The sequence below is a fragment of the Pseudomonas protegens CHA0 genome, assembly GCF_000397205.1.
GTDB classification, from domain to species: domain Bacteria; phylum Pseudomonadota; class Gammaproteobacteria; order Pseudomonadales; family Pseudomonadaceae; genus Aquipseudomonas; species Aquipseudomonas protegens.
The window spans coordinates 4,808,184-4,826,107 of the sequence record NC_021237.1 but is presented as its reverse complement, the minus strand read 5'-3'; the positions used below and the strand labels follow the sequence as shown (position 1 = coordinate 4,826,107).

General features: G+C 65.8%; 6 protein-coding genes. 4 read left to right on the top strand and 2 right to left on the bottom strand.

Annotated elements, in window-relative coordinates; genetic code table 11:
* Nucleotides 1-3: 3 nt before the first annotated feature.
* Nucleotides 4-1,794, bottom strand: a complete 1,791-nt coding sequence (locus PFLCHA0_RS21285; protein ID WP_015636494.1) for an acyclic terpene utilization AtuA family protein — start codon at nt 1,792-1,794, stop codon at nt 4-6.
* Between the two features lie 186 nt (nt 1,795-1,980).
* On the opposite strand from PFLCHA0_RS21285, the gene PFLCHA0_RS21280 reads away from it, so the two are divergent.
* The 3 genes from PFLCHA0_RS21280 to PFLCHA0_RS21270 all read left to right on the top strand — a co-directional run bounded on the left by PFLCHA0_RS21280 (nt 1,981) and on the right by PFLCHA0_RS21270 (nt 3,950).
* Nucleotides 1,981-2,604, top strand: a complete 624-nt coding sequence (locus tag PFLCHA0_RS21280) for a TetR/AcrR family transcriptional regulator (RefSeq protein WP_015636493.1) — start codon at nt 1,981-1,983, stop codon at nt 2,602-2,604.
* A 96-nt stretch (nt 2,605-2,700) separates the two neighbouring features.
* A complete protein-coding gene (locus PFLCHA0_RS21275) occupies nt 2,701-3,495 on the top strand; it encodes a substrate-binding periplasmic protein (RefSeq protein ID WP_011062467.1) in 795 nt (264 codons plus the stop codon).
* 95 nt (nt 3,496-3,590) lie between these two features.
* A complete protein-coding gene (locus tag PFLCHA0_RS21270; RefSeq protein WP_041752441.1) occupies nt 3,591-3,950 on the top strand; it encodes a hypothetical protein in 360 nt (119 codons plus the stop codon).
* A gap of 33 nt (nt 3,951-3,983) precedes the next feature.
* On the opposite strand, the gene PFLCHA0_RS21265 is transcribed toward PFLCHA0_RS21270, so the two are convergent.
* A complete protein-coding gene (locus tag PFLCHA0_RS21265) occupies nt 3,984-4,532 on the bottom strand; it encodes an RNA polymerase factor sigma-70 (RefSeq protein ID WP_011062465.1) in 549 nt (182 codons plus the stop codon).
* Between the two features lie 373 nt (nt 4,533-4,905).
* On the opposite strand from PFLCHA0_RS21265, the gene PFLCHA0_RS21260 reads away from it, so the two are divergent.
* Complete coding sequence (locus PFLCHA0_RS21260; RefSeq protein WP_041752440.1) at nt 4,906-17,922, top strand: non-ribosomal peptide synthetase; 13,017 nt, start codon at nt 4,906-4,908, stop codon at nt 17,920-17,922.
* Nucleotides 17,923-17,924: the final 2 nt, after the last annotated feature.

Sequence of the window (17,924 nt, the reverse complement as noted above, 5' to 3'; positions counted from 1 at the left end):
CCTTTAATTGACGGCGTCGGCGATGCTCTGCGGCACCGGGATCTGGATTTCCAGCAACTGCTGGGCAAAGGCCTTGCCTTGCGGGTCGATGCGCAGGCTGGCGACGCCGCCGCCGCCCAGGGCGTTCTCCAGCAGGAAGTTGAGGCTATGGGTGCCCGGCAGGTACCAGCGCTGGACCCGGCCATGCACCGGGTCCAGCACATGGCCCATCCAGTCCACCAGCACCTCGGGGGTCAGGGCTTCGGCGATCCACGGCAGGTAGTCGGGGTGGCGCGCCATGACCCCGATATTGCTGTGGTTGCCCTTGTCGCCGGAGCGTGCCACCGCCAGCTTCACCAGCGCCACGCTGGCATCGGCGCGGCCGCGGGGGGCGGGCAGGGAATGGGGGGCGGGCAGGGCTGCCGGGTCCAGGCGGTCGGTGTGCGGCAGCGCGCAAGGGTGACGCTGGCCGGCAAGGTCGATCTCCAGCCGGCAGGCGTCCTTGTCCAGCAGGAAGGAGAACAGGCGGATCACCGGGTACACCGTCGGCCGGCCACCGACGATGCCGGTGAGCCCCGGGGCCATGCCGGTGGCGGCCTGGGCGATTTCCCGGGAGAACAGCACCAGCGCCGCCTTGTTCGGGTGGCGCACTGCCAGCTTGATCACCACCTCGCGGCTGTCCTGGCGCTGGCCGTGGGGGCCGTAGGTGGCCTCGCTGCCCAGCAATTCGATGTTCACTTCGCTGTAGGGCCCCCAGCCGCGCTGGGCGAACATCTCGCTGGTCTTGTCGATGATCGCCTGGCTGACCCGGTGCGCCTTGGCGACCGCGTCGATCCCGGCCATCAGGCAACTGGCGGTGCAGCGGAAGCCGTCCGGGTAGGTGGCGCTGACCTTGTACTGGTGGCTGGGGGGCAGGCCCCTGGCACCCTGTACATGAACCCTTTCCGGGCCCTGTTGCCGCAGTTCCACCTGAGAGAAATCGCACACCACATCCGGAAGCAGATAAGCCCTGGGGTTGCCAATTTCGTACAGCAGTTGTTCGCCCACCGTCAGCGGGCTCACCAGCCCTCCGGTACCGGGTGCCTTGCCGACCACAAACTGGCCGTCAGCGCCGACCTCGACGATGGGGAAGCCGATATGTTCGTAGTCCGGCACCTGGCGCCAGTCGGTGAAATTGCCGCCGGTGCACTGCGCGCCACATTCGATGATGTGCCCGGCCAGGGCGGCCTGGGCCAGGCGGTCGTAATCCTGCCAGGACCAGTTGAACTCGTGGACCAGGGCGGCGCTGACCACCGCGCTGTCGACGCCGCGGCCGGTGATCACGATATCCGCCCCCAGGCGCAGCGCTTCGACGATGCCGGGGGCACCGAGGTAGGCATTGGTGGAGACGCACATTGGCGGCAGGGGCGCGCCACTGAACATCTCCACAATGGCGGCGTCGCTCAACTGCTTGAACTGCGGTTGCAGGTCGTCCCCCAGCAGCACGGCGATCTTCAGCGCCACCCCGGCCTGTTCGCAGGCGGCCTGCAAGGCACTGGCACAGGCCTGCGGGTTGACCCCGCCGGCGTTGCTGATGACCCGGATGCCCTGTTCGCGGATCGAGCCCAGCAAGGGTTTGAGCACCTCGACGAAATCCGTGGCGTAGCCCGCCGTCGGGTCCTTCATGCGCGCCCCGGCCATGATCGACAGGGTGATCTCTGCCAGATAGTCGAACACCAGGTAGTCCAGGCGGCCGCCTTGCACCAACTGCGCTGCGGCGCTGCTGGTGTCGCCCCAGAAGGCACTGGCGCAGCCGATTCTTACGGTCTTGGTCATGACAGGGCTCTCGAATGAAGAACTGCGAGGAGGCTACCAAGCAAGCGCTTGGTTTGTAAATACGTTGGCCTATTCTTCTGGCCAAGCGCTTGCTTGGTAACCGGCAGAGGCTTAAATTGCGCGCGCCGCGCCCGGATTTGCCGGGTTACGCTGAGCTATTGATGACGTGAAGGTAGGAGAACACCGGTGGACGAGCAAAAAGCCCTGCAGGTAGTACGCGAGCTGATCGCCAGTGGCCAGGTGACCGACCCCGAGAGCGCCCGGGGCAAGCTGCTGCAAACCGCAGCGCACCTGTTTCGCAACAAGGGTTACGAGCGCACCACCGTGCGTGACCTGGCCAGTGCGGTGGGCATCCAGTCGGGCAGCATCTTTCATCACTTCAAGAGCAAGGACGACATCCTGCGGGCGGTGATGCAGGAAACCATCCACTACAACACCGCCTTGATGCGCGCTGAACTGGCCGAGGCCGGCAGCGTGCGCGAACGGGTGCTGGCGCTGATCCGCTGTGAACTGCAATCGATCATGGGCGGCAGCGGCGAAGCCATGGCGGTGCTGGTGTACGAGTGGCGCTCACTGTCCCCGGAAGGCCAGGCGGCCGTGCTGGCGCTGCGCGACATCTACGAACAGATCTGGCTGCAGGTGCTGGGGGAGGCCAAGGAGGCGGGGTTCATCAAGGGCGATGTGTTCATTACCCGGCGCTTTCTCACCGGCGCGCTGTCCTGGACCACCACCTGGTTCCGGGCCGAGGGCAGCATGACTCTGGAACAGCTGGCCCAGGAGGCCCTGCTGCTGGTGCTCAAGGATCATTGAGCGGCTGGCTAATTGTGCGTGGCAACATTGTCGAAGTGGCTGAAAACGCCTAGCTTTAGCTCATTCATTTTCATTTCCTTGAGGTGTGTTGCCTTGATGTCCTTGCCGCTGCGGTCAGCCTTGCGAATGCTCTTGCTGGCGCTGGCAACACTTTGGGTCTGTCCGGCCTCCTCGGCGCAGCTGGTGCGGGTCGCGGCGGCGCATTTCCCGCCTTATACCGTCCGTCCAGAAACCGGTGCCGACACCGGTTTGCTGCCGCAACTGGTGGAAGCCCTCAACCAGTCCCAGAGCGACTATCAGTTCGTCCTGGTGCCCACCTCGATTCCCCGGCGTTTCCGCGATTTCGAGCAGGGCCGGGTGGACCTGGCGATCTTCGAGAACCCGGCCTGGGGCTGGCAGAACATTACCCACACCAGTGTCGACATGGGCCTGGAAGACGCGGAAATTTTCGTTGCCCAGCGTCAGGGCGGGCGCCAGCAGGACTATTTCGCCAACCTGAAGGGCAAGCGTCTGGCCCTGTTCAGCGGCTATCACTACGCCTTCGCCCAGTTCAACGCCGACCCCAAGTTCCTGGCCGACACCTACAACGCCACCCTGACCTATTCCCATGACAGCAACCTGCTGATGGTCCTGCGGGGCAGGGCGGACATCGCCCTGGTGACCCGCTCCTACCTCAGCGACTTCCTGGCGCGCAATGCCGAAAGCACGGAGCAGTTGCTGGTTTCCGAACGCATCGATCAGGTCTACCACCATTACGCCCTAATCCGGCCCAAGGCGCCGATCACGGCTGAAGACTTTTCCGGGCTCCTGCAAAAACTGCGGGACAACGGCCAGATGCACAAGATCTTCGATCCCTATCGCATTGTGGTGATGAGCGTGCCCCACGCCTGACATCACGCAGCGACCGGCCCGGCCCGCGACGGGCTAAATTTCCGGCGGCGGCCCACGTCACTTGGTTGAATGCCCAACCGACGGTGAGCGCTGCCATGTCCCCTGTTGATCCGCTGAATGTTGCAGCCCTGCCCACTAGCCAGCTCACGGGAATCGATGAAGTCATCACCCGCCAAAGGCTGTTCGAGTCTCTGCGGGGCCGGGGGCAGGCGCCCGTGCCGGTGGATGCCCAGGCAGCCGAGGCGGCGCGCCAGGATCGGCTGGCTTTCTGGCTGTCGGCCCAGGTACATGCCCTGTATCTGGACCCGCCAGGTGCGCAGCGGCCGGCGCCAGGCGCCCACGCGCCGCCCTGTGCTGCGCATGACCGTTGTCGGTTCTGCCAGCAGGAGTTCGATCTGTTGCATAAACGTGCAGCGTTACTGGTGCTTGGCCGCAGTGGCCTGCTTGAGGTGTAGGCACCCTTCAAGCCGGGTCATGCAGGGAACCAGTCAGCGACGGGCGAAGGTATCGGGGCGGTTGCCCGAGACTTTGCGGCAATGCACCAGGGCATCGCGAATCATGAAGTTGACCAGGGTCGGCGATACCCCCAGCTCCTTGGCGATGTCCTTTTGCGGGACGCCATGCAGGCGGTACATCTCGAAGGCGTAGCGCGTGCGGCTGGGCAGCTCGGTCAGGGCTTCGGCGATGTTTTCCAGGGTGGAAAAGTTCATGTGGGAGGTTTCAGGTGAAGCGCCATGAATAACCACATTCAAGCCTTCCTCTTCAGTACCCGAGTACTTCTGCTCCAGCGCCTGCTTGCGGTAGTGGTCGATGGCCAGGTTGCGCACGATCTGGAACAGGTAACTGAGCTGGGCCTTGAACGAGGAGGTGATCTGCGGCGCCGACTGCAGGCGGAAAAACGCATCTTGAACCACGTCTTCAGCCCGGGATCGGCAGCCGGTAATGCGGGCTGCAATCTTCACCAGGATCAGACGGTTGTCGACAAAAGCCTGGAGTAACGGTGAATCGCACCTGCTTGTGGATACTTGTTCCGTCATGGAAATCACCTTGTTGCAAAGAGGTTAGTGGGACGTCAGAAAAATCTGACCCGTCCTACACATCGAGCGACAAATTAGGCTGAATGATAATGATTGTCAATTGAGAAAAAGAACTAATGCTCTCTGTCAGTGCAGATTGCGAACGGCTGCTCGTCAGTGGGCTGGATCAGGCCTTGAAGGGCAGGATGCGGACTAATTATTTCAAGACGTCATCCGTTCTCATTGGAGAAAGATTCCGGGTAGCAGACCCGGCCACGGCGCCCTCCGGATGCCCACGACTTTCTTATAACTATTTGATTTATAGATAGTTATTAAAGTTATGGGAGAGCAGGGCCCGCTCTCCATTGCAAGCACAATCCTGGCAGGAAACCCCATGACGGACGCGTTCGAACTCCCCAGCACCCTGGCCCAAGCCCTTCAACGCCGGGCAGTCCTGGCACCTGATCAAGTGGCGTTGCGCTTTCTCGCCGAAGAGCAGGATCAGAGCGTGGTCCTCAGTTACCGGGACCTGGACCTTCGTGCGCGCACCATTGCTGCGGCTCTGCAAGCCAACGCCGAATTCGGCGATCGCGCGGTATTGCTGTTTCCCAGCGGCCCGGACTACGTCGCGGCGTTCTTCGGTTGCCTGTACGCCGGGGTGATCGCGGTGCCGGCCTATCCGCCGGAGTCCACCCGTCGTCATCACCAGGAGCGCCTGATTTCCATCATGGCCGACGCCGAGCCACGGTTGCTGCTGACCAGCGCCGGGCTGCGGGATTCACTGTTGCAGATGGACGAACTCAAGGCCGCGGGCGCGCCGCAACTGCTGTGTGTGGACACCCTGCAAGCCGGGCTGGCCGAAGACTGGCAGGCCGTGGCGCTGCAGGACGACGACATCGCCTTCCTGCAATACACCTCGGGCTCCACCGCGCTGCCCAAGGGCGTGCAGGTGAGCCATGGCAACCTGGTGGCCAACGAACTGCTGATCCGTCGCGGCTTTGGTATCGACCTCAACCCGGACGACGTGATCGTCAGCTGGCTGCCGCTGTACCACGACATGGGCTTAATTGGCGGCCTGCTGCAACCGATTTTCAGCGGCGTGCCCTGTGTGCTGATGTCACCGGCCTACTTCCTGGCGCGGCCCGTACGCTGGCTGGAAGCGATCAGCGAATACGGCGGCACCATCAGCGGCGGCCCGGATTTCGCCTACCGCCTGTGCAGCGAACGGGTCAGCGAGTCGGCCCTGGAGCGCCTCGACCTCAGCGGCTGGCGCGTGGCCTATTCGGGGTCCGAGCCGATCCGCCTGGACACCCTGGAGCGTTTCGCCGAGAAGTTCAGTGCCTGCGGTTTCAGCCATGAAAACTTCCTCGCCTCCTACGGCCTGGCCGAAGCCACCCTGTTCGTGGCCGGTGGCGTGCGCGGCCAGGGCATCCCGGCCCTGCACCTGGACGACCAGGCCCTGGCGCAGAACCGCGCCGAGCCGGGGCAGGGCAGCGCGATGATGAGCTGCGGCTTCAGCCAGCCGGAACACGCCGTGCTGGTGATGGATCCGCAGCAACTGGGCGAATTGCCTGACAACCGTATTGGCGAAGTCTGGGCCGTCGGGCCGAGCATTGCCCATGGCTACTGGCGCAATCCTGAAGCCACCGCCAAGACCTTCGTCCAGCATGCCGGTCGTACCTGGTTGCGCACCGGTGACCTGGGCTTTATCCGCGATGGCGAGCTGTTCATCACCGGGCGCCTGAAGGACCTGCTGATCGTGCGCGGGCACAACCTGTATCCCCAGGACATCGAAAAGACCATCGAGCGCGAAGTGGAAGTGGTGCGCAAGGGCCGGGTGGCAGCGTTCGCGGTCAGCGACCAGGGGCAGGAAGGTATCGGCATCGCTGCGGAAATCAGCCGCAGCGTGCAGAAGATCCTGCCCCCCGAAGCGCTGATCAAGGCCATCCGCCAGGCGGTGGCCGAAGCCTGCCAGGAAGCGCCGAGCGTGGTGGTGTTGCTCAACCCCGGGGCCCTGCCGAAAACCTCCAGCGGCAAGTTGCAGCGCTCCGCCTGCCGCACCCGGCTGGCCGATGGCAGCCTGGATTACTACGCGCTGTTCCCGCAGGCCGGCAGCGCAACGGCTGACGCCGCAGACAGCGCCGGTGACGCGCTGCAAACCCTGATCGGGCGCATCTGGCAGGAGCAATTGCAATGCGCTTCAGTGGCCGCCGACGATCACTTCTTCCTCCTGGGGGGCAACTCGATTGCCGCTACCCAGGTGATCGCCCGCCTGCGTGAAGAGCTGGGGCTGGAACTGGGCTTGCGCCTGCTGTTCGAGGCTCCGACCCTGGGTGCCTTCAGCGCTGCCGTGGCGCGCCAGCAGCAGGACGGCGGCGTGGCTCAGGGCAGTATCAATGCCCTGTCGCGCCAGCAGCCACTGCCGCAATCCCTGGCCCAGAACCGCCTGTGGATCACCTGGCAACTGGACCCGCAGAGCAGCGCCTACAACATTCCCGGCGGCCTGCGCTTGCGTGGCGAGCTGGATGAAGAGGCCCTGCGCGCCAGCTTCCAGCAACTGATCCAGCGCCACGAAGCGCTGCGCACGCGCTTCTTCGAGCGTGACGGCCAGGCCCTGCAACAGGTGGATGCCGCCGGCGAATTCAACCTGCAGGTGATTGATATCAGCGACCTGCCACCGGCCGAGCGTGAAGCCCGGGCGCGGCAGATCCGCGAAGACGAGGCCCGGACCCAGTTCGATCTGGAGAAGGGGCCGCTGTACTGGGCGACCCTGGTGCGCCTGGATGACGAAGAACACCAACTGCTGCTGACCCTGCACCACATCATCGCCGACGGCTGGTCGCTGAATGTGCTGATCGACGAGTTCTCGCGGCTCTATGCCGCCGCGGCCCAGGGCCAGAGCCTGGAGCTGGCGCCCCTGGCCCTGCAATACGCCGACTACGGCAGTTGGCAGCGCCAGTGGCTGGCCCAGGGCGAAGGCCAGCGCCAGCTGGACTACTGGAAACAGCAGTTGGCGGACGAAGCCCCGGTGTTGAACCTCGCCACCGACCACCCGCGTTCGGCCCAGGTCCGCCACAGCGCCGCGCGCCATGACCTGCGCCTGAGCGCGAGCCTCAGTGAAGCCGTGCGCCAGACCGCCCAGGCTCGGCAGGCCACGCCGTTCATGCTGTTGCTGGCGGCGTTCCAGACCCTGCTGCACCGCTACAGCGGGCAGAGCGATATCCGCATCGGTGTGCCCAACGCCAACCGCCCGCGCCTGGAGACCCAGAGCCTTCTGGGCTTTTTCATCAACACCCAGGTATTGCGCGGGCAGTTGGATTCGCGCCAGTCCTTCGCCGACCTGCTGCAGCAGACCCGCCGCACCGCCCTGGAGGCCCAGGCCCACCAGGACCTGCCTTTCGAACAATTGCTCGAAGCCTTTCCCGAAGCCCGTGAGCAGGGCCTGTTCCAGGTCATGTTCAACCACCAGCAGCGCGACCTCAGTGCCTTGCGCCGCCTGCCGGGGCTGCTGGCCGAAGAGCTGCCGTGGCACAGCCGCGAGGCCAAGTTCGACCTGCAACTGCACAGCGAAGAGGACCGCAACGGCCGCCTGAGCCTGGCCTTCGACTACGCCGACGAGCTGTTCGACGCGGCCAGCATCCAGCGTCTGGCCGGGCATTTCATCAGCCTGCTGGAGCATGCCTGCCTGCAACCGGACTGCGCCCTGGGCGACTTGCCGTTGCTCGGCAACGCCGAAGCGGCGCAACTGCAGCAATGGAGCGTGGCCCCCTGTGCGCCCGCCGAGCGTTGGTTGCCGGAGCGCCTGCAGGAACAACTGCAGCAGACCCCGGAGCGCACCGCGCTGGTCTGGGACGGCGGCCAACTGAGCTTTGCCGAACTCCACGCCCAGGCCAACCGCCTGGCCCACTACCTGCGGGACAAGGGCGTCGGGCCGGACGTGTGCGTGGCCATCGCCGCCGAACGTTCGCCGCAACTGCTGATCGGCCTGCTGGCGATCATCAAGGCCGGTGGCGCCTACGTGCCCCTGGACCCGGACTACCCTGCCGAACGCCTGGCCTACATGCTCGAAGACAGCGGCGTGGGCCTGCTGCTGACCCAGACCCATCTGCTGGGCCGGATGCCCGAAGCCCCGGGTATCAGCGCCATCGCCATGGACAGCCTCAAGCTCGACAGCTGGCCGAGCCACGCGCCGGGCCTGCACCTGCACAGCGAACACCTGGCCTACGTGATCTACACCTCCGGTTCCACCGGCCAGCCCAAGGGCGTCGGCAACACCCATCGCGCGCTGATGGAGCGCCTGCAATGGATGCAGGACAGCTACCAGTTGCAGGCTGACGATGTGCTAATGCAAAAAGCCCCCATCAGCTTCGATGTGTCGGTGTGGGAGTGCTTCTGGCCGTTGATCACCGGCTGCCGGCTGCTGATCGCCGCCCCCGGCGAGCACCGCGATCCCCATCGCATCGCCCAGCTGGTGCAGGAGTATGGTGTCACCACGCTGCACTTCGTGCCGCCGCTGTTGCAGTTGTTCGTCGATGAGCCGCTGAGCGCCGAATGCCACAGCCTGCGCCGGGTGTTCTCCGGTGGCGAAGCCCTGCCGGCCGAGCTGCGCAATCGCCTGTTGCAGCAGTTGCCGAACGCGCAACTGCACAACCGCTACGGCCCCACCGAAACCGCGATCAACGTCACCCATTGGCAGTGTTCGGTCGATGACGGCGAGCGCTCGCCCATCGGCCGCCCGCTGGGCAATGTGCTGTGCCGGGTGCTGGATGCCGAGCTCAACCTGATGCCTGCCGGGGTGCCCGGCGAGCTGTGCATCAGTGGTCAGGGCCTGGCCCGGGGTTACCTGGGACGCCCGGCGCTGACCGCCGAACGCTTTGTGGTCGACCCCCTGAGTGAAGAGGGCGCGCGCCTGTACCGCACCGGTGACCGCGTACGCTGGTGCGCCGACGGCGTGTTGGAATACCTCGGCCGCCTCGACCAGCAGGTCAAGCTGCGAGGCTTTCGCGTCGAGCCGCAGGAAATCGAAGCACGGCTGCTGGCCCAGGACGGCGTGGCCCAGGCCGCGGTGCTGGTGCGGGACACCGTCGCCGGCCCGCAACTGATCGGCTACTACACCGCCAATGCCAGCGATGAAGATGAAACCGAACACAGCGCCCGGCTGAAAAACGCCCTGGCCGCCGAGCTGCCGGAGTACATGGTGCCGGCGCAACTGCTGCGCCTGGACGCCATGCCCCTGAGTCCCAGCGGCAAGCTGGATCGTCGGGCCTTGCCGGAACCGCAATGGCAAGTGCGCGAGCACGTTGAACCGCGCACCGACCTGGAACGACAGATCGCCCAGATCTGGCGCGAAGTGCTGGGCCAGCCACGCATCGGCCTCAAGGACGATTTCTTCGCCCTGGGCGGGCATTCGCTGCTGGCCACCCAGATCATTTCCCGCACCCGCCAGGCCTGCGACGTCGAGCTGCCACTGCGGGCGCTGTTCGAAGCCAGCGAACTGGGGGCCTTTGCCGAGCAGGTGCTGCTGATCCAGGAGTCCGGTGCGCGCAACCAGCAGCCGCCGATTGCCCGGGTCGACCGCAGCCAGCCGGTGCCGCTGTCCTATTCCCAGCAGCGCATGTGGTTCCTCTGGCAGATGGAGCCCGACAGCCCGGCCTACAACGTCGGTGGCATGGCGCGGCTGTCTGGCGTGCTCGACGTGGGCCGCTTCGAGGCCGCGCTGCAAGCGCTGATCCTGCGTCACGAAACCCTGCGCACCACCTTCCCCAGCGTCAATGGCGTGGCCCATCAGCAGGTGCATGCCGACACCGGCCTGCGCATGGCCTGGAAGGACTTCTCGGCCCTGGCCCCGGATGCCCGGCAACAACGCCTGCAACAATTGGCGGACAGCGAAGCGCACCAGCCCTTCGACCTGGAGACCGGCCCCTTGCTGCGCGCCTGCCTGGTCAAGGCCGGCGAGCATGAGCACTACTTCGTCCTGACCCTGCACCACATCGTCACCGAAGGCTGGGCCATGGATATCTTCGCCCGCGAGCTGGGCGCGCTATACGAAGCCTTCCTCGACGACCGCGAATCGCCCCTGGAACCCTTGCCGGTGCAGTACCTGGACTACAGCGTGTGGCAGCGCCAGTGGCTGGAATCCGGCGAGCGCCAGCGCCAGCTGGACTACTGGACCGGGCAACTGGGCCGCGAACACCCGCTGCTGGAGCTGCCCAGCGACCGGCCACGGCCCGCGGTGCAAAGCCACCAGGGCGAGCTGTACCGCTTCGATTTGAGCGACGAGCTGGCGGCCCGGGTGCGCGCCTTCAATGCCGAGCACGGCCTGACCCTGTTCATGACCATGACCGCCGCGTTGTCGCTGCTGCTGTACCGCTACAGCGGCCAGAGCGACTTGCGCATCGGTGCGCCGGTGGCCAACCGTATCCGCCCGGAAAGCGAAGGGCTGATCGGCGCCTTCCTCAACACCCAGGTGCTGCGTTGCCAGCTCGACGGGCAGATGAGCGTCGGCCAGTTGCTGGAGCAGGTGCGCCACACCGTGATCGAGGGTCAGTCGCACCAGGACCTGCCGTTCGATCATCTGGTGGAAGCCTTGCAACCACCGCGCAGCACCGCCTACAACCCGCTGTTCCAGGTGATGTGCAACGTCCAGCGCTGGGAATTCCAGCAAAGCCGGCAGTTGGCGGGCATGACCGTGGAATACCTGGTCAACGATGCCCGGGCCACCAAGTTCGACCTCAACCTGGAAGTCACCGACCTGGACCAGCGCCTGGGCTGCTGCCTGACCTACAGCACCGACCTGTTCGACGAGCCGCGCATTGCGCGCATGGCCGGCCACTGGCGCAATCTGCTGCAGGCCCTGATCGACGACCCGCAACGGCGCCTGTGCGAATTGCCACTGCTGCAGGCCGATGAACAGCAGCACCTACTGGACAGTTTGAGCGTCGAGCCCGGCGAGCAACGCCTGGATCAGTGCATCCATCATCTGTTCAGCGAACAGGCCCTGGCCCGCAAGGACGCACCGGCCCTGACCTTCGCCGGGCAGACCCTGAGCTACAGCGAGCTGGACAGCCGCGCCAACCGCCTGGCCTGGATGCTTCGTGAGCGTGGCGTGGGCCCGCAGGTGCGGGTTGGCCTGGCCCTGGAGCGTTCCCTGGAAATGGTCGTCGGCCTGCTGGCGATCCTCAAGGCCGGCGGCGCCTACGTGCCCCTGGACCCGGAATACCCCCTGGACCGCCTGCACTACATGATCGAAGACAGCGGCATCGGCCTGCTGCTCAGCGATGCGCGGATGTTCGCCGCCCTGGGCGAGCTGCCGGCCGGAGTCGGCCGCTGGTGCCTGGAAGAGGACGGTGCGCTGCTGGCCGACTACCCGGCGGGCGAATTGCCCTTCATCAGCCTGCCCCAGCATCAGGCGTACCTGATCTACACCTCCGGTTCCACCGGCCAGCCCAAGGGCGTGGTGGTGTCCCACGGGGAAATCGCCATGCACTGCCAGGCGGTGATCCGCCGCTTCGGCATGCGCCCGGACGACTGCGAGCTGCACTTCTATTCCATCAACTTCGACGCCGCCACCGAGCGCTTGCTGGTGCCGCTGCTCAGCGGCGCCCAGGTGGTACTGCGGGCCCAGGGCCAGTGGGACGCCGAAGAGATCTGCCAACTGATCCGTCAGCACCGCATCAGCATCCTCGGTTTCACCCCCAGCTACGGCAGCCAGTTGGCCCAGTATCTGGCGACCCAGCAGCAGACCCTGCCGGTGCGCATGTGCATCACCGGCGGCGAGGCCCTGACCGGCGAACACCTGCAGCGCATCCGTGCGGCCTTCCAGCCGAACCTGTTCTTCAACGCCTACGGCCCCACCGAAACCGTGGTCATGCCCCTGGCCAGCCTGGCGCCGCAGCAGTTGGCCGAAGGCGTGGCCAGCGTGCCGATCGGCAGCATCGTCGGGGCCCGGGTGGCCTATATCCTCGATGCCGATCTGGCGCTGGTGCCCCAAGGGGCGACCGGTGAGCTGTATGTCGGCGGCGCCGGTCTGGCCCAGGGTTATCACCGTCGTCCGGGGATGAGTGCCGAGCGTTTTGTCGCCGATCCGTTCGCCACCGATGGCGGGCGCCTGTACCGCACCGGGGACCTGGTGCGCCAGTGCGCCGACGGTCAGCTGGAGTACATCGGCCGGGTCGACCATCAGGTGAAGATTCGCGGTTTCCGCATCGAGCTGGGGGAGATCGAAACCCGTCTGCTGGATCATCCGGCCGTGCGTGAAGCGGTGGTGCTGGCCTTGGATACCCCGGCCGGCAAGCAGCTGGCTGGTTACCTGGTGACCGAGGTGGCCGAGCGCAACGAGGTGCAGCAGGCCAACCTGCGTGAAGCCCTCAAGCAGCAACTGAAAACCCAGTTGCCGGACTACATGGTGCCGACCCACCTGATCCTCCTGGCCAGCATGCCGTTGACCGCCAACGGCAAGCTCGATCGCCGGGCCCTGCCATTGCCGGACCCGGAGCTCAACCGCCAGCAGTACGTGGCGCCGAGCAACGAGCTGGAACAGACCCTGGCCAGGGTCTGGGGCGAAGTGCTGAACGTGCAGCAAGTGGGCCTCAACGACAACTTCTTCGAACTGGGGGGCGACTCGATCCTGTCGATCCAGGTGGTCAGCCGCGCCCGCCAGTTGGGGATTCACTTCACCCCGCGGGACCTGTTCCAGCACCAGACGGTGCAAACCCTGGCGCGGGTTGCCAGCCACACTCAGCGCGTCAGCGCCGAGCAGGGCCAGCTCAGTGGCGAAGCGCCGCTGACGCCGATCCAGCACTGGTTCTTCGACAGCCGCATTCCCCAGCCGCAGCACTGGAACCAGGCCTTGTTGCTGGAACCGCTGGGCACCCTGGATGCGTCGTTGCTGGAGCAAGCCCTGCTGGCGGTGCTGGAGCAACACGACGCCCTGCGCCTGCGCTTCAACCAGGCGGGCGGGCAGTGGCGCGCCGAGTACCTGCCGTTGTCCGATGCTCCCTTGTTGTGGCAGGTGCGGGTGCCGTCCATGGCCACCTGCGAGGCACTGTTCGCCGATGCCCAGCGCAGCCTCGACCTGGAACACGGGCCGCTGCTGCGGGCGGTGCTGGTGGACGGCCCTGAAGGCGAGCAACGCCTGTTGCTGGCCATCCACCACCTGGTGGTGGACGGTGTGTCCTGGCGCGTGCTGCTGGAAGATTTGCAAAACGCCTATCGTCAGTTGCAAGCCGGAAAGGCCCTGAACCTGCCGGCCAAGACCAGTGCCCTGCGGGACTGGTCGAGCCGCCTGCTGGCCTATGCCGGCAGCGAATCCCTGCGTGAAGAGCTGAGCTGGTGGCAGCAGCAATTGGCCGGCCCGGCCGCGCAACTGCCGGGGCTCAAGGCCACTGGCAGCCAGCAGCATCAACAGGCTCAAAGCCACAGCGTGACCCTGGATGCCGAGCGCACCCGTCAGTTGCTGCAACAGGCTCCAGCGGCCTACCGCACCCAGGTCAACGACCTGCTGCTGACCGCCCTGGCCCGGGTGCTGTGTCGCTGGAGCGGGCAGCCTTCGGCCCTGGTGCAATTGGAAGGCCACGGCCGCGAGGCGCTGTTCGACGAGATCGACCTGACTCGCACCGTGGGTTGGTTCACCAGCGCCTATCCGCTGCGCCTGACGCCGTTGCAGGTGGAAGAAGCGGCCGGGCAGGGCGCCTCGATCAAGGCCATCAAGGAACAACTGCGGGCCGTGCCGCACAAGGGCCTGGGTTATGGCGTGCTGCGCTACCTGGCGGATGAAAGCTGCCGCGAGGCCCTGGCGGCGCTGCCGCTGGCGCCGGTGACCTTCAACTACCTGGGGCAGTTCGACCAGAGTTTCGGTACCGATGCACTGTTGCGCCCGTTGGATGAATCCGTCGGCCCGGCCCATGCACCTGAAGCACCGTTGCCCAACGAACTGAGCATCGACAGCCAGGTGTATGGCGGCGAGCTGGTGCTGCGCTGGACCTACAGCAGCGAACGTTTCGACGCCGAGCTGATCAGCGAGCTGGCGAGCGCCTACCTGGGCGAGCTGCAGAGCCTGATCGGCCATTGCCTGAAGGACGATGCCGGTGGCCTGACGCCGTCCGACTTCCCCCTGGCGCGCCTGACCCAGGCCCAGCTCGATGGCCTGCCGGTACCGGCGGCGCAGATCGAAGACGTCTACCCGCTGACCCCGATGCAGGAGGGCATGCTGTTGCACACCCTGCTGGAGCCGGGCACTGGCCTGTATTACATGCAGGACCGCTACCGCATCAACAGCGAACTGGACCCGGAGCGTTTCGCCCAGGCCTGGCAGGCGGTGGTGGCGCGCCACGAAGCCTTGCGCGCGTCTTTTTGCTGGAACGTCGGCGAAGACATGCTGCAAGTTATCCACAAGCCGGGCCGCACCCCGATCGAGTTTCTCGACTGGAGCGCGATGCCCGAGGCCGAGCAGGAAGCCAAGCTGCAAGCCCTGCACAAACAGGAGCGCGAGGCCGGCTTCGATCTGCTCAACCAGGCGCCGTTCCACCTGCGGCTGATCCGCGTCGGCGCTGCGCGCTACTGGTTCATGATGAGCAACCACCACATCCTCATCGATGCCTGGTGCCGCTCCTTGCTGATGAACGACTTCTTCGAGATCTACACCGCCCTCGGTGAAGGTCGCGAGGCGCAACTGGCGGTGCCACCGCGGTACCGCGACTACATCGGCTGGCTGCAGCACCAGAGCCTGTCCGAGGCGCGGCAGTGGTGGCGACAGAACCTTGAAGGTTTTGAACGCACCACGCCGATCCCCAGCGACCGGCCGTTCCTGCGCGAACACGCCGGTGACAGCGGTGGCATGATCGTCGGCGACTGCTACACCCGCCTGGATGCCCGGGATGGTGCGCAACTGCGGGAACTGGCGCAGCAGCACCAGCTCACCATCAACACCTTCGCCCAGGCGGCCTGGGCCCTGGTGCTGCGGCGCATGAGCGGCGATCGCGACGTACTGTTCGGCGTTACCGTGGCCGGGCGCCCGGTGGAAATGCCGGAGATGCAACGCACCGTCGGCCTGTTCATCAACAGCATCGCCCTGCGGGTCAAGCTGCCCCAGGACGGTGAGCGCTGCAGTGTGCGCCAGTGGCTCAGCGCCTTGCTCGACAGCAACATGCAGCTGCGTGAGTACGAGTACCTGCCGCTGGTGGCGATCCAGGAAACCAGCGAACTGCGCAAGGGCCAGCCGCTGTTCGACAGCCTGTTCGTGTTCGAGAACGCGCCGGTGGAAGTCTCGGTGCTGGACCGTGCCCAGAGCCTGAACGCCAGTTCGGATTCCGGCCGTACCCACACCAACTTCCCGATCACCGCGGTGTGCTACCCGGGGGATGACCTGGGCCTGCACCTGTCCTACGACCAGCGCTACTTCGAGCAGGCGACCATCGAACGCATGCTCGGCGAGTTCAAGCGCCTGCTGCTGGCCCTGATGCAGGGCTTCCATGGCGACATGGCCGAACTGCCGCTGCTGGGCGAAGAAGAGCAGGACTTCCTGCTGGCCGGCTGCAACCAGAGCGAGCATGAGTACCCGCTGGAGCGCAGCTACGTGGAGCTGTTCGAGGCCCAGGTGGCGGCCCATCCGCAACGCATCGCCGCCAGTTGCCTGGACCGGCGCTACAGCTACGCCGAGTTGAACCGCTACAGCAACCGCTTGGGTCATGCCTTGATCGCCAACGGCGTGGGCTTTGATCAGCCGGTGGCCCTGCTGGCCGAGCGCGGCCTGGAACTCTTGGGCATGATCATCGGCAGCTTCAAGGCCGGGGCCGGCTACCTGCCCCTGGACCCGGGCCTGCCAAGCCAGCGCCTGGGTCGCATCATCGAGCTCAGCCGCACGCCGATCCTGGTCTGCACCGCGGCCTGCCGCGAACAGGCCCAGGCCCTGCTGGACGAGTTCGGCTGTGCCGGGCGTCCGCGGCTGCTGGTCTGGGAAGAGCTGCAAGCCGCCGAGCATGCCGAGCACAACCCGGGCCGCTACAGCGCGCCGGACAACCTGGCCTATGTGATCTACACCTCCGGTTCCACCGGCCTGCCCAAGGGCGTGATGGTGGAGCAGCGCGGCATGCTCAACAACCAGCTGAGCAAGGTGCCGTACCTGCAACTGAGTGAGGCCGACGTGATCGCCCAGACCGCGTCCCAGAGCTTCGATATTTCGGTCTGGCAGTTCCTTGCCGCGCCGCTGTTCGGCGCTCGGGTGGACATCGTGCCCAACACCATCGCCCACGATCCCCAGGGCCTGTTGGCTCACGTCCAGGAGCAGGGCATCACGGTGCTGGAGAGCGTGCCGTCGCTGATCCAGGGCATGCTCGTCCAGGACGCCATCGCCCTCGCTGGCCTGCGCTGGATGCTGCCCACCGGCGAGGCCATGCCGCCCGAGCTGGCGCACCAGTGGCTGCTGCGTTATCCACAGATCGGCCTGGTCAACGCCTACGGCCCGGCGGAGTGCTCCGATGACGTGGCCTTCTTCCGTGTCGATATGGCCTCGACCCGTGGCGCCTACCTGCCCATCGGCACGCCCACCGACAACAACCGGCTGTACCTGATGGACGAAGCCCTGGAGCTGGTGCCCCTGGGAGCGGTGGGTGAATTGTGCGTGGCTGGCACCGGTGTCGGCCGTGGCTACGTCAGCGACCCGTTGCGTACCGCGCTGGCCTTCGTGCCCCATCCGTTCGGTGCTGCGGGCGAACGCCTGTACCGCACCGGCGACCTGGCGCGCCGGCGCAGCGACGGCGTACTGGAATACGTCGGCCGGATCGACCATCAGGTGAAGATCCGTGGCTATCGCATCGAACTGGGCGAGATCGAAGCGCGCCTGCATGAACAGCCGGAACTGCGCGATGCCGCCGTGGGCGTGCAGGAGGGCGTCAACGGCAAGCACCTGGTTGGGTACCTGGTGGCCAGTGACACGAACCTGAGCCCGAGCGAATGCCTGGAGCGGATCAAGCCGCGGCTGCGCGCCGAACTGCCGGAATACATGGTGCCGCTGCACTGGCTGTGGCTTGCGCGCCTGCCGCTCAACGCCAACGGCAAGCTCGATCGCAAGGCCCTGCCGGCCCTGGAGATCGGCCAGCTGCAGAGCCAGGACTATCAAGCGCCGGGCAATGAACTGGAGCAAACCCTGGCGGACATCTGGGCCGAGGTGCTCAAGGTCGAACGGGTGGGCGTGCGCGACAACTTCTTCGAGTTGGGCGGGCATTCCCTGCTGGCGACCCAGATCGCTTCACGGGTACAGAAGACCCTGCAACGCAACGTGCCGCTGCGGGCCATGTTCGAATGCAGCACGGTGCAGGAGCTGGCCGCGTACATCGACGGTTTGGCCGGGAGTGAGATCAGCGAGGAGAAGGTCGACCGGCTGAGTGATCTGATGGCCGAGCTGGAGGGGCTGTGATC

Excerpts from the sequence above, each read along its gene's own strand:
- PFLCHA0_RS21265 (WP_011062465.1), bottom strand. The coding sequence starts at position 4,532 with ATGACGGAACAAGTATCCACAAGCAGGTGCGATTCACCGTTACTCCAG.
- PFLCHA0_RS21260 (WP_041752440.1), top strand. The coding sequence starts at position 4,906 with ATGACGGACGCGTTCGAACTCCCCAGCACCCTGGCCCAAGCCCTTCAA.
- PFLCHA0_RS21270 (WP_041752441.1), top strand. The coding sequence starts at position 3,591 with ATGTCCCCTGTTGATCCGCTGAATGTTGCAGCCCTGCCCACTAGCCAG.
- PFLCHA0_RS21285 (WP_015636494.1), bottom strand. The coding sequence starts at position 1,794 with ATGACCAAGACCGTAAGAATCGGCTGCGCCAGTGCCTTCTGGGGCGAC.
- PFLCHA0_RS21275 (WP_011062467.1), top strand. The coding sequence starts at position 2,701 with ATGTCCTTGCCGCTGCGGTCAGCCTTGCGAATGCTCTTGCTGGCGCTG.